Origin of the sequence: Acinetobacter sp. WU_MDCI_Abxe161 (assembly GCF_025514355.1) — a bacterium.
GTDB lineage: Bacteria > Pseudomonadota > Gammaproteobacteria > Pseudomonadales > Moraxellaceae > Acinetobacter > Acinetobacter pittii_E.
The window spans coordinates 16,351-36,328 of record NZ_JAHPTU010000006.1; the positions used below are offsets into that span (position 1 = coordinate 16,351).

The window sequence follows — 19,978 nt, forward strand, 5'->3', positions numbered from 1 at the left end:
TACGTCTCAATTTTTTATATTTCGATTTGACTACCTAACTCAACCACACGGTTGGTTGGAATTTGATAGAAGTCACTCACCGGACTGGTATTACGCTGCATTGAAATAAACAGCTTTTCTCTCCATGGAGACATGCCATCACCCACCGAATGAACAATACGATCACGGGAAATAAAGAAGCTGATATGCATCAAGTCATATTCAAGACCTAACTGTTCATAGGCTTGCATAAGCGCTTTTGGTACATTCATTTCATCTTTAAAGCCGTAGAAAATTTTAATACGGAAGAAATGTTCCGCTAACGTTTCAGTCGTAATACGTTCTTCTGGCGCAACGAACGGTACATCTTCAATAACAACCGTCACCAAGATATTACGTTGATGCAATACTTTGTTGTGCTTGATGTTATGCAGCATGGCATGCGGTACAACGTTTGGCGTACCCGTCATAAACACTGCATCGCCCGGCACCCAGTGCACACTATTACCAATACTTTTTACAAATAAATCGAGCGATAAAGTATCGTGTTCAAGCTTAGCAAAAGTAAGCTCACGACCACGTTTCCATGTCATTAAAATAGTAACTGCAATCGCACCAATCAGTAATGGTACCCAACCGCCTGACAAGATTTTAAGTGAAGTTGCACCGACCAATACCGACTCTAAAACAAAGAATGGAATAATCAAAAGTAGTACTTTTGGTAAGCTCCACTTCCAAGCCGAGTAGATAAATACAGCAACCAAAATCGTGTCACACAGCATAGTCAAGGTTACCGCGAGACCGTATGCACTTGCCAAGTTTGAGCTGGTTTTGAAGATTAAAATTAAGATAATAATAGCGATTAAAAGCAACCAGTTTAAGAAAGGAACATAGATCTGACCTTCTTCAGACTCAGAAGTATGTTTAATACTTAAACGTGGCAAATAACCCAATTGAATCGCTTGACGTGCAAGTGAAAACACCCCAGAAATTACGGCTTGAGAGGCAATTACAGTTGCCATGGTCGCCATAATAATCATTGGGTAAAGTGCCCACTGCGGAACTAATAAATAGAACGGATTTTCAATTGCCGCTGGGTCTCTAAGCAATAATGCGCCCTGTCCTGCGTAGTTTAAAACCAAACACGGCAACACCACAAAGAACCAAGCTAGACGAATCGGAACTGGTCCGAAATGTCCCATATCGGCATAAAGTGCTTCACCACCAGTTACTGTTAGCACCACAGCACCCATCACAAAGAATGTCATGATTGGATGGTGATAGATAAACTGAATTGCCCAATGTGGACTAAACATGCCCAACACAACAGGGGTCTGAATGACGCTGTGAAGACCTAATAATCCTAAAGATAAAAACCACACCATCGTGATCGGGCCAAAAAACTTACCGACAAAGGCCGTACCGTGTTTTTGTACTAAAAACAAAGAGATGATAATGGTAATCGCAATTGGCATGATGAACGGATCAAACACATCGGTTGCAATAGACAAGCCTTCGACTGCCGAAAGTACCGAAATGGCTGGGGTAATAATACCATCACCAAAAAACAGCGATGCACCGATAAAACCAATCGCAATCATGTAGATTTTTTTGTTGTCGGCAATTTTGGCTTTACGTAAATTCAATGCGAGTAAGGCCATGATCCCGCCTTCGCCATTGTTGTCTGCACGCATGACAATGGCGACATACTTGATGCTGATGATCAGCATTAAGCACCAAAAAATAATGGATAAAATTCCTAATACGTTTTCAGGCTGAATACCCAACCCATGCGCTGCATGGAAGGATTCTTTCAAGGCATAGAGCGGACTTGTTCCGATGTCTCCAAAGACCACTCCAAGAGCTGCCAAAGCCGTGGCAGGCAAGGTCGCTTTTTTGGCCGTATTTTGCATTGTGTAATTAAACCAATATGATTTTTAGCGCAATCTTATCACCTCTATTATTTTTTTTCTGTAATGCTCGTCTTAAATCTTGGCAGAACTCGTTTTTTTAGTTACTATCGCACGCCTTGGTGAGGTGTCCGAGTGGCTTAAGGAGCACGCCTGGAAAGTGTGTATACGTTTGCGCGTATCGAGGGTTCGAATCCCTCTCTCACCGCCAGAATTCAAAGAGACCTAAATCGTTTTGATCTAGGTCTTTTTTTATTTAGCATGAATAAAATCAATTTAATCAACAATAAGTAGCTTCGCACCATGAAGGCTAAAAGACTGATGCGGCTCCGAATTATCTCCGACTTGATAACTCATACCTGAAGTTAAAGTGAATGTTCGACCATCCTTCAATCTACTTTCTAGTTCACCTTCTAGGCAAAATAAGATATGTCCTTTTTCACACCAATGGTCTGCTAAATAATTGGCTGAGTACTCCACAAGTCTTACTCTAATTTTATTTGTTTCTTCACCAAAAAATTGAGTTTTCCAATAAGCTTTTCCTGTTTCACCGCTATATTCAGTGACTTCAATTTCTTCCCAGTTTGTAATTTGAAATGGAAAAGGCGCGATATTCATAATTTTTTCCAAAGAAGTATTATTGTATTTTTCAACTTATAGACAAATTTGATTTTTGCAAACTTTTTATTAAAAAATCAGAAAGATAACAAAACTATTTTCGACTTTGAAAAGACCCAAACCTCACGCTTAGGCCTCCCCCTTTTTACACCTACTCAGACAATGCCAACAACTTCTGAACATACTGAATCGCATTATTTTCTATGTCTTGTTGAGTCGGAATATCGTCATCTTCTGATGGATTAGTATCTAAACCATAAAATGCATGAAGTGGTTGATAGACTGCCCCGACATAGAGAGCGGTTAATTCAAATGGAATAAAAACCTTCTCTAAAGAAATTTGATATTCGCCACTTTCTGAATAAACCTTTTCTTGAGCACCAGCAGACACCGCCAACATAAACTTTTTATTTTTAAGTTTGTCGCCAGTTGAACCATACGCCCAACCATACGCCAAAACTTCATCAAGCCATTGTTTCAAAAGCGGCGGGCAGTTAAACCAATACACTGGAAATTGAAACACTAAATTTTCGTGTTCTTCTACAAGCGCTTGCTCTTTGGCAACATCAATCACCCCGTCTGGGTAGGCTTGATAAATTTGATGAACGGTAAATTGGTCTGGGTGTTTTTCTAGTTCCTCAATCCATCTTTTATTTACAACAGACTGGTCTATGTGAGGATGGGTAACGATGACTAATGTCTTTTTCATTATGAAAACACTCTATCGAAAAGTAGATAAATCGATTATAGAAGTGTGCTTTCCTAAATATAAGTACGGTAATTTATGTTATATACTATACTAAAAGATAGTATGGATTTTAAAAATGGACGACTGCCTTCCGTCATATACCCCATTAGAAGATACGGGCTTTGGGTACACCCTTTCTTTGATTAATGGCAAATATAAAATGATTATTATGTATTGGCTGTATGGAAAAACCGTCATGCGTTTTAACGAGATGCAACGCTGCATTGGCAATATTTCGTTTAGAACGCTCAGCAATACACTTAAAGAATTGGAAAGAGATGGACTAATTATTCGTAAGGAATATCCTCAAATTCCGCCAAAAGTTGAGTATCGCCTTTCTGAAAGAGGACAGTCTTTAATTCCTTTGTTAGATATGATGTGTGAATGGGGCGAGCGCAATAAGCCGTCTTAGTTTTATAGATTTGAAGTGATACTAAATATGAGAAATGAATTAAGAGAAATTTTTGTTAAAGGATGCGACGAAAAAATTGAAAAGAAGGGAGACAATGTCGGTCTATCTTTTTATGCTTTTTTTAAAAATAAGAATGATAACCCTGAGTTACTAATGGAAGCAGCGCATTGGTGGATTATGTTGCATAAATTAGATCACTTTGAGAAAGCTGTGAAGATTAAACAATTAGTTTTGAGTGAGCACTAAAATTAAGATTATTCGAAAAGACTTAAATTTAAGTAGTTTAAGCCTTTTCATTATTTTAAAAAGATTTACTTAACATAAGGCCAAACATCAGGATCTGTATATTCTTCATCGATATGATAACCTTCAGCCTTAGCTTTTCTCTCTTCCTTTTCCCGATATTTTTTATTTTCAATTAATCTCTTTTTAAACGCTTGCTCAAACTCAATAGGCGTCATTTTATCAGAGTCAGAAATTGAGTCTCTTTCATTGTATCGAACACTCTGAAAGCTAAATCTAAGCATATATTGTTCTTCATTCCGCTCATTCTTAGCTGTTCTTTTTAAACTGATATCTAAAATAACTCCATTAGCATACAACCTATAACCCAATGATTTTGTCGGGCTGTTGTTTATTATATTTTTCCACTCCTCAAAGCTAAAAATATAACTCGGGTCAATGACATCACGACTTTTCGATAGATGCTTAATATTATCTTCTTTAGCGATACGCGGAGCATCTGTAAAGAAATAGTTTTTCCAACCAGCCTGATTAATACGTTTCATTAAAGCTACATAGCTTTGATAAACCTGCTCTGAGGTAGCAAATTCTTCTTTTGTGAGGCCAGCATCAATATCTAAAACTTGGATCCCTTCATTTTTATCATATTGAGTTCCTAAAACAGAGAAAACATGCTCAATCGATAAAGTGTTAGAACCATTCTCTATAGTTATTTTTCCTAAGTTAGGAGGAGAAAATTGAAGTTCTCTAAAGCTAACGCCAGCTGGATGATTATCGACATTGCTATCACTATATTTTGTAAAATCTTGAATACCTTGTTCACCCATATGCAAAGTGTAGGCTTGCTGATTCATAGTCAAATTCTCATTATGTTCTGATGTTGGCTGACAAGCGGAAAGTAATAATCCAAAAATAAAGATTAGGAAATATTGTTTAAATTTTGCCATCATTACTATCTTTCCCTACTTTAAACTCTGCTTTGCTATTTCCCCATCCTGCAATAGTTTCTAATTCTTTTTCTAAAAAGTCTCTTCCTTTATCGCTTTGCATTAATCGATGATACTTAGCTGCTGCAACTTTAATCCATTTCATACGACTATCATAAACTTCAACTTGTGTACCTTCTAATGGTTCGCTATAAACTGTTTCAGGTAATTGGGATAGAACCCCTGCATGACGCCCTTTATACTGTCCTTGCTTATTAGGTTTAACTGCATCGGCCCCGTAATCACTAGTTAAAACAAGAGTACTATCGGGTAAACCTGTAATACGTTGCAAAGAAGCTTGTTTCTGTACTTTCCACTCCTTCCACACAAGTTCTTGTAAAATATTATATTGTTCTTGAACTGCTATCGCCATTAGGTGGTCAAAAAGGTTTTTAGCGGCCGTTTTAAAATTATCGTTTCGAGTTTTCCCTGCTCGCTTGAAAGTACTTTCAATATCAGGTAAATACCCAAAACCCTCTTCTATCTGGTCAGTCCATCCTAATTGTTTAATAACTGATAAGGAGTTAGACCAAGGCAAATTCTCAACTTCTTTTTTAATATGTTTAAAACCAGATACTTTTCGGGCTTTCATACAACTTTTAAAGGAGGCTGAAGAAGCACTCCATGCATAGTGCCATGGTGCAATATCCATAAATAACCATAAATTGCCCTTAGCAAAAGAATGTACTGGGTCTCGAATCATAGAGTTAATTACAGGGGCTGTTAAAACACCGCCTACGGCACCAGAAATCACAGGTGCCCACTTATATCCCCATGCAGTTAATCCATGCTTAAAGATAGCAGCGACGGTCTTAGAGGCAAATGCCCCAAGCCCCATCCAATAATAACGACCTCTAAATAATTTCGTTCCTGAGATTTCTTGTTCTAAATAAATTCTGGCATAGACAGAAGCAATACGCCTTGCTCTAGCCTCATATCCAGGTTCAAGTTTGTAATGATTTGCACTTTTAAGATTAGAAACTCTTTTTATGGCCTCTTGTTGATAAATTTCCCAGAAAGTTAAGCAGTCACATTGAACGGTTTTACAGCTATTTTCCGTAGTATTGGTATTACTGTCCCAATCAAGACTTCCACTCATTTAGCATCACCATCATTGTCAGCAGAATCAGCCTCGAAACTTATCCAATTTAAATCCAACTTTAAATTTTCTTCCTTAGAAGAATGAATACGTTTAGATCTTCCCTTGTCATCTGCTTGGGAGATGTACTCATTTCCATCGGTAGAAATTTTATAATCTACTTTTTTCATGGGTTCACCCGAAGGTAATAACATTTGGAACTTCTCGTTATATGCCTCATAAGCGGGTAATCCTTGAATATTTACCCCGACTTCAGCTCCACCTTTAAATAGGTGTTGTCCAGCTTTGACCTCAAATTTTGCGGGAGTAATTAATGTAATACCGTTTTTATTAATAATGATCTGAGAACCACCAGCCATATACAAAACCTTATCTGGTAAAAATTTATTTGTCTTCCTAAAATAGATTCCATGAAAATTAACTTAACACTCTTAATGTTATGACCTTTATTCTTGCTATTCAACTTGATGATAGTATTGTAATTGCGGCAGATACTCGCAGTACTATACCGTATCAGGATAATGGTTCATATTTATATCAAGATGGTATTCAAAAGCTCTTTCCATGGGAAAACGGTATTATTACAGGAACTGGCGAATTAAACCTTATCCAAAATGTTATACATTCTTTCGATAAGTTTACGAAACAGAACATTCATGAGCTACCAAATTTATTGAAGACATCTAAATTAATGCGTGAACAAGAAATCACACATTCACAATTAGAAATCACAAAATTATTATATTCAACTTATAGTAAAAATGGAGCTCAACTTTACTCAATTCAACCTAATAAACTAGAAGAATATGAAGTAATTAGATGTGAGAAAAATGAAATTTTACTATGGACATTTAACCCAGATATTCGACCTATCATTAATGCACTTACAGAGTTATATTCCAGCTTAAAACCATTAAATGTATTTAATAATACGGCTGACTGTATTTATTACTATTTAAACCAAATATCTCCTATCTTTCATAAACAAGCTCAACATGATTCTATGATGAGCAAAGAATTTAACTTCTTCTTTCAAACTAAAGATGAATATTTTTTTGGAGAATATTTAAATAATGACTCTAATACACTGAATAATAAAATAAGTAATCTTTAAAAGCTGACCCAACTCCTGTCAGGCCTTCCCCCATCAAACCCGACTTAAAAAATAGTCGAGTAATGCATCCCTTTCATCAGTGTTATTGGTCCCCAAAAGCTGAACCATCGCGCCATCAATCACAAACAAAAACATGTGCGCATCTTCAACTGTAGAATCAGGCTTTACAGTTAAAAGTAGTTTATGAATTTCTTTAATGAACCAGTTTCGGTATTCAGTCACGATTTTATAGGCCGTTGGATAAAGCTTTTCAATTTCAAAAATCGCTTTAAATGGCAACCGATAAAAGCCCTCTAAGTTTGCATGTAAAAAGTAGATTTTCTTGAGTTTAGCGAAGGCCATGAGTTCACTGTAAGAGTGAATAATTGAAAACACCTCATGTTTTAATGCATCTGTTTGAAAAGTTAAGCTCATCTGAATGAGCCTTTCTTTGGAGTGAAAATAGTTATAAAAGGTGGCTTTAGGAATTTTGGCTTCCTCAACGATTCGATCGACCCCGATGTAAAACCCATGTTGATTAAATAAATCTTTTGCAGCGTGGAGCACGCGTAATGCTCTAAATGAAGATTCTAAATTTGGCATTTTTATACCGTTAAAAATAATTTTTTGTTGTATGTGAATGAGATAGAAATGCCGTCACTCTTAAATTGAGCGCTAAAAACAGGCATGGGTAAGTCACACAAAAAGGTGTGCTCGCCTATCTCAGGTTTTATTGTTGCTATGATTTTTTAGGCGTAATGACCTATGGCTTAAAACCTAAAGTCGGTTAAACCGTTTTAAAGACCAGTTGGGTATAGAGTCAAAGATTTTGGCAATGGTTGCCAATGAGAGAGATGAAATAGTACGCATATGACGGATTCCTGTACAAATAAGGATTCTGCCTATCTCTGCTAAAAGATGGTGGCAGAACGAAAGGGGGTTAGCAGACTGGGTACAGAACCAGCACACCCGAAGGTGTCCCCCCTCCGCCCTACCATAACGTAACGTCAGGGAGACGAGTGGAATACAAGCAGACTCCATCCTCAGAAGGATTAAATCTGATGCACTGTACCTCGGTCTGCTAAAACCGGCTGGCAATGTGGCCAGCAGGCAAAGGATAATCCGCGTGTTTTGGAGTGTCAATGTGATATTGGCTATTCATTTATAAAGATTATTTTTATTTTTCATTGGTATAGTGATTTAACAATATATTTTCTTAAAGTTTAGTTTGTCCGGTCATTTCATTGTTAATTTATCATTCATTTTCAAACCGCTTAAATGACCCGATTGATCGCGCTATAAATAAAAGCTACAGTAAATAAAGTTTGAATTTTATAACTTTAAATAATTTGATAACACACGTAGGCAAAGACATGGAAACCATACATGATTTTTATCGCCGCTTTTCTTTAACCAGAGATAGCGATTACTCGATTCCATCGACTTCGTTTGGACATTTTAACGTGTTCCAACGCGATGCCTGCTCGTTTCTCACGCCTTATAGCCGCCGCGATTATTATAAAATTTCACTGGTTTTGGGTACAGGCGACCTTCACTACGCTAACCGCTGGATACGGGTCGACCGCCCTGCTTTACTGTTTTCAAACCCCATGGTTCCCTACGCTTGGGAAATTAATTCGCCCGAACAGGCAGGCTGGTTTTGCCTATTTACCGAAGAGTTTGTAAACCAAGAATCGCGACAAAGTTTTTTAAAAGACTCACCGCTATTTAAAGTCGACGGCGACCCGCTATATTTTTTAAACGACCAACAAGTTGAGGAAATTTCATTTATTTTCAAAAAGATGATGAATGAAATAAATTCAGACTATATTCATAAATACAACGTTTTAAGAAACTATTTGCACCTGATTGTGCACGAAGCTATGAAAATGCAACCGACCCAACAGTTTGAAAAACATAGCAATGCTGCGGTTCGGATTTGCCATTTGTTCTTTGAACTATTAGAACGTCAGTTCCCGATCGACTCGCCCCATTTTCAGCTTAAACTCAAAACTGCAAATGACTATGCCTATGGTCTGTCAGTGCATGTAAACCATTTAAACCGAGCTGTAAAAGAAGCGACAGGTAAAACCACATCTGAGCATATTAGCTCGCGCATTACTCAAGAAGCCAAAGCACTACTACAACACACCAGTTGGAATATTTCCGAAATTGCCTATAGCTTGGGCTTTGAATATTCAGCATATTTCACTAATTTCTTTAAGAAAAATACAGGTTTTTCGCCTAAGAAGTTCCGCGAAGACTGTGTTGCTTAAAAACAGATTGTTTGAATTTTATAATTATTGGTTTGAATGTTATACGTCAATTTCAGCCAAAGCATTTTATAGTTTTTCTACTCAAGTGATTTTGCAAAAAGAGTGTGAAAAATGAAATATAGAACTTTAGGACAAACAGGTGAAAAAGTATCAGCACTTGGTTTAGGTTGCATGGGAATGAGCTTTGCCTATGGTGCATCAGACGACACACAAAGCATTGCCACTCTAGAAAAGGCATTAGACCTCGGCATTAACTTTTGGGACACCGCCGACATGTACGGCAACGGCGCAAACGAAGTTTTGCTCTCAAAAGTTTTAGAAAAACATCGCGACAAAGTGTTCTTGGCGACCAAATTTGGCTTTCGCTATAAAGAAGACAACCTTAACCCACAAAATTCTTTAGAGTCTTATATCGACGGTTCTCCAGAATGGATTAAAGTTGCGGTCGAAAACAGTTTAAAACGTTTAAATACAGACGTGATTGATTTGTATTATGCGCATCGCATAGATCCTAACATTCCAGTTGAAGACACCATTGGCGCAATGGCTGACTTGGTGAAACAAGGTAAAGTACGTTATTTAGGACTTAGTGAAGCGTCGGCTGAAACCATTCGTAAAGCGCATGCAATTCACCCGATTGCAGCGGTTCAACATGAATATTCATTGCTTACCCGTGAGTTTGAGCAAACCCATTTGCAAACCATACGCGAATTAGGCATTAGCCTTGTGCCGTATTCTCCGTTATCGCGTGGTTTAATTACCAATACGCTTGATGTGGGTAGCCTAGACGAAAACGATTTCCGTCGCCAGTTACCACGTTATCAAGGCGATAACTGGAAAAATAACCAAAGCTTGGCGCAAGCATTTAGTGAATTTGCCCAAAGCAAAAACGCAACAGCGGCTCAACTGGCTTTGGCTTGGATTTTGGCGCAAGGTGATGACATTATTCCAATTCCGGGTACGCGTAAAATCGAGCGACTTGTGGAAAATGCTGGCGCTGTAGATCTTGTTTTAACAGCGGCAGATTTGGCAGAAATCGACGCGATTATTGCGAGATATCCAAACATGGGCGCACGCTATAACGCTCAGCAACTTGCTGCGGTGAATCACTAAAATTTAAGCTATAAAAAAGTCCGACTCAGTGTCGGACTTTTTTATTTAGTCTTTGCTATATGTGCCTTGCTGGCGTCCACCTTCCCAAATTGCGTCTAAGGACTTGTCAGAAATCGTTAGGCTTTCAGGAAAAATACTTAAATTCTTTTTAAATTTAGCCTCTGGTTTTAAACCAATGCAGTCACCATTTTTCCACCATGTGCCTTCGGCATATTGGTCTAAAGCACCCACCGCCAACATCCATTTAAACTTACCATTTGGTTGAAGTAAAAGTTCCGAACCAACTTCCATCACGCCATTTAAATAATAGTGCCCACTCCACGCCTCATCGGTTTTTTGGAATTTCACTTCTTTGCATGTGCTGGTTGGTTCTGCATAAATTTGAGATGAAATCGCAATCGTAGAAAGTAAGAGTATTCGTGCAAATCTATTCATCATTTAATTCCCTATATTCTTAATGTTATTTCCCAGCCTCAACTTTTAAATACGTGCCATCTGCATATACGTTATGTCCAAAGCCACAACCCGAGTTACCCTCGTTTTGTTTGACCTGAATATAATTTCCTAATTTCACATTAGATTTAAAATCGAGTTGAATGCGACAGTCTTCATTTTTATAAACCGTTTGCTTTTTATTAGTCGGCATTTTGGTGTCAAACTCGCCCATGTTCGGACCATAAATTAAGCTTCTAAGTCCCATATATAAACCGGCATAACTGATTGCATATTGGCCCTGCTTACGGCTTACCGTGATGTGATCCCATTCGCCAAAACCCGAGTAACGCACATATTCACCAGACAAGTCATTTGAGGCTTTAGGTGTTGGTAATTGCTTAAGATTAAACTGACTCGACTTTGATTTTTCATCAAGCATGAACCATGCTCTTGCCCAAAGTGGCTGACCCAGTTTTGCATAGGCTAAACCCACGTTATTGTTGGCAACTTCAACATCGCGGTCAGTAAATTTAACCGTGGTTTCATCTGCATTGGCTTTACAAAATGCTGTCCAAGAGGCTTGATTTTGGAAATTTTCTAAGGCTTTTTTATATTGTTTTTGGTCGTAGTTTTTCTTACCTAAACTCGCGTATTGCTTCACTTTATTACAGCTTTGCTGTAGTTCTTGTTCAAAAGAAAACTCTGCATGAGTCACCGCCAATGCCGAAAGTGTGAGAACCGCGCAACCTGAAATAATCGATTTAATCATTTTTAAAATTCTTTAATAATTAACTAATTATATAATATGAGTAAGCTCTATAAATCACAATTCTCTGAAACAAAAGTCTATTACAAGCATTTAGGTTTTAATAAAGTTTATTAAATAAATTCAGAATAAATCTTTATAAATATGAAGCAGTAACCGGTTATTTTAGTTGAATATTCAACCATAAAATAATGTAGACTGCATGCGTAAAACTTAGGAAGAATTATAAGAGTGAATAATTTAATTATTGGAACCCTATTTGCACTTTGTGCGGCTGCACTTAATGCCTCTATTGGCGTAATTAGTAAATTACTCATGCACAGCGGTTTAAGCCCACAAGATATTGCCTTTTTAAAAACCATCATCGCCTTTTTCTTTTTAAGTGTGTTTTTATTTAAAGTTCCTGTTAGCCAAAAGATTGCATACATTAGCAGCACGCCAAGTAAACTCAGCGTTTTTACTCAAATTGCCATATGTACTTTTTTAGGGATTTTCTCTTTATTCTTTTTCGAAACCATTGCCTACAACCACGGTGCAGCAGCTAATGTTGTGGTGGTACTCATGGCTTCGGCTGCCATCTCTGCCCTATTTTTTGGTCGGTTTATTTTAAAAGAAAGTATCTACATTCATTCTCTTATTGGAACATTATTGGCTGTCGCGGGTATTAGCATCATTTCGTGGAAAGGTGAAAATAGCCTTTTAATGCTGATTAACGCTTCTATTGCTGGCACAGGTTATGGCCTATTTTCGGTTTTAGTTAAAAAGTTCAAATTAAACGGCGGGCTGTTTCTAACCAAGTATTTATTGCTGTTTGGCAGTGTTTATCTTGCCGTTCCGTTTTTAATTAATTTTCACAGCATTAATTTTAATAGTGACATTGTTTTAGGTTTGATTGGTTTAGCTGTGCTGCCGACCATCCTCGGCTTTTTCTGCACCACCAAAGCGTTGTCTTATATGAGTGCCGCAAAAGTACAAGTGACCGAGCTTTCAGAACCCATTTTTGCAGCGCTTATGGCATGGGTTTTCATTCATGAACAGCCAACTTTATCGTTTTTATATGGTGCGATTTTTATTATTGCAGGCATTTTTTTAATGAACAAAATGCCAAAAACAAGCTAGCCGATTTCATTGATATTCGTCTGCGTGGTGACAAGCCACTTGCACCACACTGGCAAAGTTAATCGCCATTTGTGAAGGGGCGTGTTTTTTATAAGCAAGCCCCAAACCCACCGTAGGTACAGGCGCTTTCAAAGAGCGATAAGCCACGCCTTGTATTTGCAATTGTTTGGTCGACTCGGGAACCAAAGACACCCCTAAGTTTGCAGATACTAACGATAAAATCGACACAATTTGTGGGGCATTTTGTCCAATTTTTGGTTCAAAGCCGCGCTCATGGCAGGCTTGTTTAATCGCATCAAAAAGCCCTGCGCTAATGGAAGGCGGTGAGACAATAAAATCAAGCTCTCGTAGTGCCGTCAGATCAATTTCTGGTGATGCATCGTCAAGTTGAAAAGACTCGGAAGGCAAAGCAGCAATAAGTGGCTCTGCCAATAATTCTTGAATAATTAAACTGTCTGGAATGTTGCGAGGTGAGCGAATAATCGCGACATCTAAACGATCCTCAAGCAATAAATCGATGAGCAGTAAAGTATTGGCTTCTTCAAGCTTTAAATTCACTTTCGGATATTGCTGCTGAAAATAGCGAACACATTTAGGAATTAAAGGGTTCAACATTGAAGTCCCTGTAAAGCCTAATCTTAATTGGCCGACTTCGCCATTTGCCACTTGTTTAACAAGGTTCGCTGCATCTTCCACACGCTGCTGTACGGGCTGAATGGCATTTAAAAAGGCAAGCCCAGCTTCAGTTAGCTCTACCCCATGTGGAGATCGAATAAATAAATCTGCACCCAGCTCTTCTTCTAAGTCTCTTATTTGCATGCTTAAAGGCGGCTGACTCATGTTTAAGCGCTGTGCAGCTTTAGTAAAGTTTTTTTCTTCTGCTACCGCTAAAAAGTAGCGTATATGCCTGAGTTCCATCGCTATATATAAAACATATCATGACCTATTGTTAAATATATTAGAAAAATACCTTCTAAATTGCTAATTTTAATTTATCGAATTTTCTCGATGCAGTATGCCCCCCAAAGCGATGCACTTTCTTTCTGTCATGGTCATGATATGAGCTCTTCATCTACACCCAGTACCTTAGGCACTGAGACAACTTCTGTTCTGTCCCGCGAGTGGATTCACAAAGGCACTAAAGCCTATAAGCATGCAGGATTTGCTTTATTCTTGGTTGGCTTTGCTAGCTTCTCTTTAATTTACTGTGTACAGCCGCTGTTGCCTGCATTTAGCCAAAGTTTCCACATTAGCCCTGCGAGTAGCTCTTTAGCCCTGTCATTAACGACGGCCTTTTTAGCAATTTCAATTGTGCTATCGAGTGCCTTTTCACAAGCGATTGGCCGTCGTGGCGTGATCTTTACATCCATGTTATGTGCCGCAATTTTAAATATTGTCTCAATGTTTACCCCGAACTGGCACAGTTTGCTGATGGCGCGTGCTCTAGAAGGTTTGCTGCTTGGTGGTGTACCCGCAGTCACTATGGCATGGATTGCCGAAGAAATTGCACCTGAACACTTGGGTAAAACCATGGGTTTATATATTGCAGGTACGGCTTTTGGTGGCATGATGGGCCGTGTCGGCATGGGTATTTTAATTGAGTATTTTTCATGGCGCACAGCTTTAGGTTTACTTGGGGCAATCTGTTTTATTTGCTCAATCGCCTTCGTCAATCTACTGCCAGCCTCACGTAATTTTGTACAGAAAAAAGGGCTGAATTTAGGGTTTCACATGGAAATGTGGCGTACCCATTTAACCAATACAAAACTATTACGCCTGTTTGCCATTGGGTTCTTGCTCACGAGTGTGTTTGTGACCTTGTTTAACTATGCGACTTTCCGTTTAAGTGGAGCGCCTTATTCACTCAGTCAGACGCAAATTAGCCTTATTTTCTTGTCGTATAGCTTTGGCATGGTGTCTTCATCATTGGCAGGTAGCTTAGCCGAGCGTTTCGGTAAAAAAACCATGATGATGAGTGGCTTTGCACTCATGATTGTGGGTAGCCTCATGACCCTACTCACCTCTCTTTTCAGCATTATTATTGGCATTGCATTTATTACTACGGGTTTCTTTATTACCCACTCACTTACAAGTAGTTCTGTAGGTGCTGAAAGTAAACAAGCTAAAGCCCACGCCAGTTCGCTTTACTTACTTTTTTACTATATGGGTTCAAGTATTGTCGGCTCGGCGGGCGGTTGGTTTTGGCTCCACGGCGGATGGAATGCAATTGTAGCTCTAACCGTCGTACTTTCATTATTTGGAATATTTTTAGCGGTTTATACCACACACGCGAAAGCGCATTAATTTTTAAGGTAAAGGAAAATCACATGTCGAGTTTATTTGTTTATGGCACTTTAGGCCCAGGTCGTCCTAATGCACATATACTTGAAAATATTGGCGGACAATGGTCAGAAGGTTGGGTAAACGGAAGCTTGCGCAATGAAGGCTGGGGAGCAGATTTAGGCTATCCGGGAATTGTACTCGATGATAGTAGCGATCAAGTGCAAGGTTTTGTTTTTAGCTCAGAGCATTTAGACGCAAACTGGAAATTACTCGATGACTTTGAAGGTGAAGGCTATAAAAGAATACCTGTGCAAGTCACTTTAAATAGTGGCGAACGTGTTGATTCGTTTATTTATGTGTTGAAAACTCAATAAATCAAACAGCGTGCTGTCTTCATAAAAGCAGATAGCACGCATCTTTATATTTCACACAGTCGGCACTGTACCACCATCAATCACAAACTCAGTACCCGTAATCGCCGAAGCCCGTTCAGAGACCAGATAAGTAATCAAATCTGCCACCTCTTCAGGTTTATTTGGGCGCCCTAACGGAATTCCACCCAAAGCATTCATAATGATTTGCTTCCCACCTTCATAATTTGTTTCTGCTTCGAGTGCAAGACGCTCTGCCAAAGCCACAGCAGCTTCGGTTTCAATCCATCCCGGCGCAACGCGAACAACACGTATTCCCTTTGGAGAAATCTCTTTAGATAAACTTTTACTATATGTAGATAACGCCGCTTTTGCTGCTGCATATGCAGTCGTTGATTCTGGTAAAGGCAGTTCTCTCTGAATGGAAGTTACATGAATAATGACACCGGAACCTTGCTCTAACATCAGAGGTATCAATGCCCGATCCAGACGAATGGCAGGCATTAAATTTAAATTAATTTCTCGCTCCCACTCCTCATCACCCAATACAGCAAATCCGCCTGCCGGAGCAGATGAACCACCTAAAACGTGTACAACAATATCAATTTCCCCCCAGTGTTTCTGCACAGCCTGTACTACCTCACTGCATCCTTTAGCTGTAGTTAAATCAGCTTCAATAAAATGCACACTTTGTGGTAAATCCTGTACAGGATGACGAGCAGCGGTCATGACCTCCGCCCCCACCTCATGTAATGCTCTTACAACAGCGGCTCCTGTTCCTTTACTGCCACCTGTTACTAACGCCTTTTTTCCTAAGAGTTGTAAAGGAAAATTCATACGGTAATCTCCAATACTTCAATTTTTTCATCGGTTAACTGGAAGGCATAATGTAAGTTGATCGGACTACCGGGGAAGTTACCTTCTACATGTGCCAAAACCACATACTTTCCGTTCTGCATCTCTATACTCAGTGGTTCAGCATAATATTCGTATTGAGTCGAAGCTTGCTGTTTCCAGCCTAAGATAGCCTTATGGCCTATATATTCGTGTCCTTCATCGCGCACGACTCCATGCTCTGTAAAACAAGTAACTACTGCTTCTGCCGTCTGCCGATCTGATTCAAAATAATGTTGAATGATTGATGGCAATAAAATTTGGTGAGCCATATATCTAAGCCTTATGTAAATTGATGCTTTAGATTGTAGCCCTACAAGATTCTTGTTATAAGAGGGATAATATGGGATGAATTAATGCAGAAATCGGGACAATGAATAATACTAGCCTAACGGATCTAAAAGCGGTAATTGCGCTTGCCAACCACCGTAATTTTCGGTCAGCAGCAGTTGAACTCGATATGTCATCTTCAGCACTCAGCCGAAATATTGCTCAGCTAGAACATCATTTAGGGATACGTTTATTTAATCGTACAACCCGTAGTGTTTCACTGACCGAAGCAGGACTACAGTTTTTAAATCGTATTACCCCAGCCTTGGAACAAATTGATCTTGCTGTTCAAGAGACATTAGACCGTCGTGCCACTCCCTCAGGAACATTAAGAATCAATGCAGAAGAAGGCATGTCTCGGCAAATTCTGCATTCTGTAATCATTGAATATATCCGTCGCTATCCGGATGTACGAGTTGATCTCGTTTCTGACGGAGAATTTATTGATATTGTGAAAGAAGGTTTTGATGCTGGTATACGTTTCGCGAGTACCGTCCCACAAGATATGGTTGCCATTGAAATAGGCCCTAAGCAAAGCATGGCAGTAGTTGCAACACCAGCGTATCTAAATACACATGGTATACCCCACATACCTTCTGATTTGTTAAAGCATGAATGTATTCGCCTACGATTACCTAGCGGTAAAATTTATAAATGGGAATTTACTCAAAACAATGAATCTTTAACGGTCGATGTTTCAGGACATCTTACAATTGATACCTATATGTTAGCCATTGATAGTGCTTTATCTGGTATTGGCTTAGCTTACACAGGACATTGGTTTGTAGCTCCTCTCATCGAACAAGGTCGACTCATACGTGTTTTGGAGGAGTGGACACCTCACTATGCGGGTCTATGTTTATATTATCCGCAAGGAAAACATCCGAGTGCTGCACTACGTGCTTTCATTGACTTAGCGCGTGAACAGCGACTTATTCCTTCCTATCCCATTCTTTAAACTGTTTGCCATTATCAGAGATGAGAAAACATCTAACTGCTCATTTTTTGGCTTGTAATTTTTTTAAGAAACTGTAAAATTCTCACCACATCGCCGGCATAGCTCAGTTGGTAGAGCAACTGACTTGTAATCAGTAGGTCCACAGTTCGAATCCGTGTGCCGGCACCATCATTAAACCTCATGAATATTTGATTTATGGGGTTTTTTGTTGTCTATAATTTTAGGCATAGTCTATTCATCATGTTTTGAAGAAATATACTTACCTAAAAATTTATTATAAATATGAAGTTAAAAATAAATTTCTAAAAAAATTATTATTTTAAAAACTAAATATAGCCCCTATAATTTATTAAAAAATATAATATTAAAATAAGAAATATTAAAAATATAAGATTATAATGCGCCACCAAATAGGGACCTGTTCATAAGACCTATTTATAAACTTTAATTCATTAAGATACTAACAAGGAAAAATATGAGACTCCGTTTTATTTTACCTACTTTATTTCTAGCTTTACCTTTAACTGCATTTGCTCAAGATACAGCTTCTCAAATACAAACTATTGCAAACCCACCTATTTGCTTAATTGAGGGTACTCCTTCAGCAGAGCACTATAAATCTATTAAACGTATTAAAGCCGCAAAAGGAACTTATGGGGGTTTTGAAGAAGTAAAACCTAAATTAGCCAATATTGCTCGTAAATACGGTGCAGATGTAGTGATTAATTATCACCAAAGCCAAAGATTTGGCTTCTGGCCATGGCGTATTGTTCGTCCCGTACTTACAGGTACTGCGGTGAAATGGAATACACCTGTTGATTGTGCAGCATTGGGTGGAAAACAAGTTTATTAATACAAAATGAAAAAAGCCCAACATCCTGTTGGGCTTTTTCCGTATTTCGTTACTAGGTACACTTCCTGTAATACCTCACGTCCTGATGCTTAAACTTATTATTGTTGTTTTACGTTTCGGAACTTCCTGTTCCTGATGAGTTCATCATAGGTAATTTGTAGGGTCATAGAAAGAAGTCATTTTCCCGAATGTCTGTAAGAAAAGGCTTACGAGCTTGTCAGACTACCTCTATCCTTCTTTTCTCTTCTCTATCATTTTTTCAAAGTGTTTAAGCTGTGGATTCAGTGTATCCCAAGCATAGGCTTGGCTCACAAACACCTCTGCTCTAGGCTGATAGAGACTCGGGTCATCCAAAGTACCTGCACGTATTGAAATCATTTCAGGGGCAATTTCAGGTAAGCCAAAAAGCTGGGAACCACAAGTGGGGCAAAAAGCTCGTTTAATAGGTCGGCCAGAAGATCCTAAAGACTCAAAATATTTAAGCTCGCCACTTACTTTCAATTCAGATTGGTGAAAAAAAGCGATGGGTGCATAGGCTGAACCTGTGGCCTTCTGACAATCCCGGCAGTGGCAATTAAAGCTATAACGTGGCTCCGCTTCGCTTTGGTAGCTCACCGCTCCACACAAACACGATCCTTGATATTTGGCTGACATGACTCATCCTATTTTTTTATTGCTGTAATTTGAATATAACGTACATATCCATTTTGGTAGAGTTGTTGGCATAACTGTGCAGTCATTTGAATTTTAAAATTTGCCAACCCTCGGCTTTGATTTTGTGGTTGCTGATTTTGAATATACTGTGAAAAACCAAGTAATACTTGCTCGGATAAATCTTCAATTTGAATATCGACAAAACCTTGTTGTTCCAAGGTAGTTCTTAGCATTTTCTCATTTGGTACAGCCTCCCAAACAACGTCTGCTGCTTTGAGTAAATACCGATGCTTTTGTTCTTGTAGGGCAGTCATGTTTTGACATGAGTCGGCACGCATTAAGTAATGAAAACCTAATCGACCTTTTGAATTTAAAACTGGTGTAACCGAATCTAGAAATGAATTTAAATTGCTGTGATAAGCCGCATCAATACAGAGCACTACATCGAAGCCTTGTTTAAATTCAAATTGTTTTAAATTTAAAAATGAACCGCAGAAAATCTGACTTATTTCGGGAATAAGTTTTTGAATTTTATGAACGCATTGGGCTTGTAAGTCAACTGCACTGAGGCTTTTAGGCTGATAATGCTTTAACCAGTGCAACAAACTTGCACCCTGTCCGCAGCCTAAATCTAAGAGATGATCTTTTGAATTTAAATTGACAGCTTGTGCCAAATGGTCAGCCAATTGGCGACAAGCTTCACGATAGTTTTGGGTATTTTTCCAAAAACCCAAATTTGTCCAAGCAAGCTCCCCATCATCTCCCAAGTTTGATGCATCAATTGCATATTTATGGGGAATGAGTCGAGAGAGAGCTGCTCGAACTTTTATTTTCACAA

The 19,978-nt window shown here is 38.7% G+C and carries 24 protein-coding genes and 2 tRNA genes; 12 read left to right on the top strand and 14 right to left on the bottom strand.

Going from position 1 to position 19,978, the window contains the following annotated elements:
• Positions 1–14: 14 nt before the first annotated feature.
• Positions 15–1,892, bottom strand: a complete 1,878-nt coding sequence (locus KTI78_RS08430) for a potassium transporter Kup (RefSeq protein WP_016142833.1) — start codon at positions 1,890–1,892, stop codon at positions 15–17.
• A gap of 118 nt (positions 1,893–2,010) precedes the next feature.
• On the opposite strand from KTI78_RS08430, the gene KTI78_RS08435 reads away from it, so the two are divergent.
• A tRNA-Ser gene (locus KTI78_RS08435) sits at positions 2,011–2,100 on the top strand.
• A 65-nt stretch (positions 2,101–2,165) separates the two neighbouring features.
• On the opposite strand, the gene KTI78_RS08440 is transcribed toward KTI78_RS08435, so the two are convergent.
• Entirely contained in the window at positions 2,166–2,507 is a 342-nt protein-coding gene (locus tag KTI78_RS08440; protein ID WP_262445784.1) for a DHCW motif cupin fold protein, read from the bottom strand.
• Between the two features lie 151 nt (positions 2,508–2,658).
• Positions 2,659–3,216 (bottom strand): NAD(P)H-dependent oxidoreductase, encoded by a 558-nt coding sequence (locus KTI78_RS08445; RefSeq protein ID WP_262445786.1) that lies wholly within the window; start codon positions 3,214–3,216, stop codon positions 2,659–2,661.
• A gap of 115 nt (positions 3,217–3,331) precedes the next feature.
• Here KTI78_RS08445 and KTI78_RS08450 point away from each other — a divergent pair, with 115 nt between their 5' ends.
• Together KTI78_RS08450 and KTI78_RS08455 are read left to right on the top strand one after the other, a co-directional pair.
• The gene (locus KTI78_RS08450) at positions 3,332–3,667 is read left to right on the top strand and encodes a winged helix-turn-helix transcriptional regulator (protein WP_016142830.1); all 336 of its coding nucleotides are present in this window, start codon (positions 3,332–3,334) and stop codon (positions 3,665–3,667) included.
• Between the two features lie 27 nt (positions 3,668–3,694).
• The gene (locus KTI78_RS08455) at positions 3,695–3,913 is read left to right on the top strand and encodes a DUF6500 family protein (RefSeq protein WP_262445789.1); all 219 of its coding nucleotides are present in this window, start codon (positions 3,695–3,697) and stop codon (positions 3,911–3,913) included.
• Positions 3,914–3,978: 65 nt separating this feature from the next.
• On the opposite strand, the gene KTI78_RS08460 is transcribed toward KTI78_RS08455, so the two are convergent.
• From KTI78_RS08460 to KTI78_RS08470, 3 genes are read right to left on the bottom strand one after another with little or no spacing between them, the layout of a single operon-like run.
• Positions 3,979–4,860, bottom strand: coding sequence for a hypothetical protein (locus KTI78_RS08460; protein ID WP_262445791.1), 882 nt, complete (start codon positions 4,858–4,860; stop codon positions 3,979–3,981).
• The gene (locus KTI78_RS08465) at positions 4,844–5,995 is read right to left on the bottom strand and encodes a DUF2515 family protein (RefSeq protein ID WP_262445793.1); all 1,152 of its coding nucleotides are present in this window, start codon (positions 5,993–5,995) and stop codon (positions 4,844–4,846) included. Before KTI78_RS08465 ends, KTI78_RS08460 begins: the two co-directional genes overlap by 17 nt.
• Positions 5,992–6,354: a hypothetical protein gene (locus KTI78_RS08470; protein ID WP_032038659.1), complete on the bottom strand. Its 363-nt coding sequence runs from the start codon at positions 6,352–6,354 to the stop codon at positions 5,992–5,994. The genes KTI78_RS08465 and KTI78_RS08470 overlap by 4 nt, the downstream gene beginning before the upstream one ends.
• Positions 6,355–6,434: 80 nt before the next feature.
• Here KTI78_RS08470 and KTI78_RS08475 point away from each other — a divergent pair, with 80 nt between their 5' ends.
• On the top strand, positions 6,435–7,109 hold the full coding sequence (locus KTI78_RS08475) for a hypothetical protein (RefSeq protein WP_239975264.1): 675 nt from the start codon (positions 6,435–6,437) through the stop codon (positions 7,107–7,109).
• A 33-nt stretch (positions 7,110–7,142) separates the two neighbouring features.
• On the opposite strand, the gene KTI78_RS08480 is transcribed toward KTI78_RS08475, so the two are convergent.
• The gene (locus KTI78_RS08480; RefSeq protein WP_262445794.1) at positions 7,143–7,691 is read right to left on the bottom strand and encodes a TetR/AcrR family transcriptional regulator; all 549 of its coding nucleotides are present in this window, start codon (positions 7,689–7,691) and stop codon (positions 7,143–7,145) included.
• A 770-nt stretch (positions 7,692–8,461) separates the two neighbouring features.
• Between KTI78_RS08480 and KTI78_RS08485 the strand changes: the two genes are divergently transcribed.
• Both KTI78_RS08485 and KTI78_RS08490 read left to right on the top strand, forming a co-directional pair.
• Positions 8,462–9,364 (top strand): helix-turn-helix domain-containing protein, encoded by a 903-nt coding sequence (locus KTI78_RS08485; protein ID WP_262445795.1) that lies wholly within the window; start codon positions 8,462–8,464, stop codon positions 9,362–9,364.
• A 111-nt stretch (positions 9,365–9,475) separates the two neighbouring features.
• Entirely contained in the window at positions 9,476–10,477 is a 1,002-nt protein-coding gene (locus KTI78_RS08490; RefSeq protein ID WP_262445796.1) for an aldo/keto reductase, read from the top strand.
• A 45-nt stretch (positions 10,478–10,522) separates the two neighbouring features.
• Here KTI78_RS08490 and KTI78_RS08495 read toward each other — a convergent pair whose 3' ends face one another.
• Positions 10,523–10,915 (bottom strand): hypothetical protein, encoded by a 393-nt coding sequence (locus KTI78_RS08495; protein WP_262445797.1) that lies wholly within the window; start codon positions 10,913–10,915, stop codon positions 10,523–10,525.
• A gap of 22 nt (positions 10,916–10,937) precedes the next feature.
• The gene (locus tag KTI78_RS08500; protein WP_262445798.1) at positions 10,938–11,681 is read right to left on the bottom strand and encodes a hypothetical protein; all 744 of its coding nucleotides are present in this window, start codon (positions 11,679–11,681) and stop codon (positions 10,938–10,940) included.
• A gap of 228 nt (positions 11,682–11,909) precedes the next feature.
• Here KTI78_RS08500 and KTI78_RS08505 point away from each other — a divergent pair, with 228 nt between their 5' ends.
• Positions 11,910–12,797, top strand: a complete 888-nt coding sequence (locus KTI78_RS08505) for a DMT family transporter (protein WP_262445799.1) — start codon at positions 11,910–11,912, stop codon at positions 12,795–12,797.
• 6 nt (positions 12,798–12,803) lie between these two features.
• Here KTI78_RS08505 and KTI78_RS08510 read toward each other — a convergent pair whose 3' ends face one another.
• Positions 12,804–13,715: a LysR family transcriptional regulator gene (locus tag KTI78_RS08510; RefSeq protein WP_081172615.1), complete on the bottom strand. Its 912-nt coding sequence runs from the start codon at positions 13,713–13,715 to the stop codon at positions 12,804–12,806.
• A gap of 141 nt (positions 13,716–13,856) precedes the next feature.
• Between KTI78_RS08510 and KTI78_RS08515 the strand changes: the two genes are divergently transcribed.
• Entirely contained in the window at positions 13,857–15,101 is a 1,245-nt protein-coding gene (locus KTI78_RS08515) for an MFS transporter (protein ID WP_262445802.1), read from the top strand.
• Between the two features lie 23 nt (positions 15,102–15,124).
• A complete protein-coding gene (locus KTI78_RS08520) occupies positions 15,125–15,454 on the top strand; it encodes a gamma-glutamylcyclotransferase family protein (protein ID WP_262445804.1) in 330 nt (109 codons plus the stop codon).
• Between the two features lie 51 nt (positions 15,455–15,505).
• Here the strand turns inward: KTI78_RS08520 and KTI78_RS08525 are convergent, their stop codons facing one another.
• Together KTI78_RS08525 and KTI78_RS08530 are read right to left on the bottom strand one after the other, a co-directional pair.
• On the bottom strand, positions 15,506–16,288 hold the full coding sequence (locus KTI78_RS08525) for an SDR family oxidoreductase (protein ID WP_262445806.1): 783 nt from the start codon (positions 16,286–16,288) through the stop codon (positions 15,506–15,508).
• Positions 16,285–16,617, bottom strand: a complete 333-nt coding sequence (locus KTI78_RS08530; RefSeq protein WP_262445808.1) for a nuclear transport factor 2 family protein — start codon at positions 16,615–16,617, stop codon at positions 16,285–16,287. The genes KTI78_RS08525 and KTI78_RS08530 overlap by 4 nt, the downstream gene beginning before the upstream one ends.
• 101 nt (positions 16,618–16,718) lie before the next feature.
• Here KTI78_RS08530 and KTI78_RS08535 point away from each other — a divergent pair, with 101 nt between their 5' ends.
• The 3 genes from KTI78_RS08535 (at position 16,719) to KTI78_RS08545 (ending at position 18,486) form a co-directional block, all read left to right on the top strand.
• Positions 16,719–17,633: a LysR family transcriptional regulator gene (locus KTI78_RS08535; RefSeq protein ID WP_239975274.1), complete on the top strand. Its 915-nt coding sequence runs from the start codon at positions 16,719–16,721 to the stop codon at positions 17,631–17,633.
• A 92-nt stretch (positions 17,634–17,725) separates the two neighbouring features.
• Positions 17,726–17,801 (top strand) — tRNA-Thr (locus tag KTI78_RS08540).
• 307 nt (positions 17,802–18,108) lie between these two features.
• Positions 18,109–18,486 (top strand): hypothetical protein, encoded by a 378-nt coding sequence (locus KTI78_RS08545; protein ID WP_016142812.1) that lies wholly within the window; start codon positions 18,109–18,111, stop codon positions 18,484–18,486.
• A 228-nt stretch (positions 18,487–18,714) separates the two neighbouring features.
• On the opposite strand, the gene KTI78_RS08550 is transcribed toward KTI78_RS08545, so the two are convergent.
• Positions 18,715–19,140, bottom strand: a complete 426-nt coding sequence (locus tag KTI78_RS08550) for a GFA family protein (RefSeq protein WP_239967007.1) — start codon at positions 19,138–19,140, stop codon at positions 18,715–18,717.
• A gap of 8 nt (positions 19,141–19,148) precedes the next feature.
• Entirely contained in the window at positions 19,149–19,976 is an 828-nt protein-coding gene (locus KTI78_RS08555; protein ID WP_262445811.1) for an SAM-dependent methyltransferase, read from the bottom strand.
• Positions 19,977–19,978: the final 2 nt, after the last annotated feature.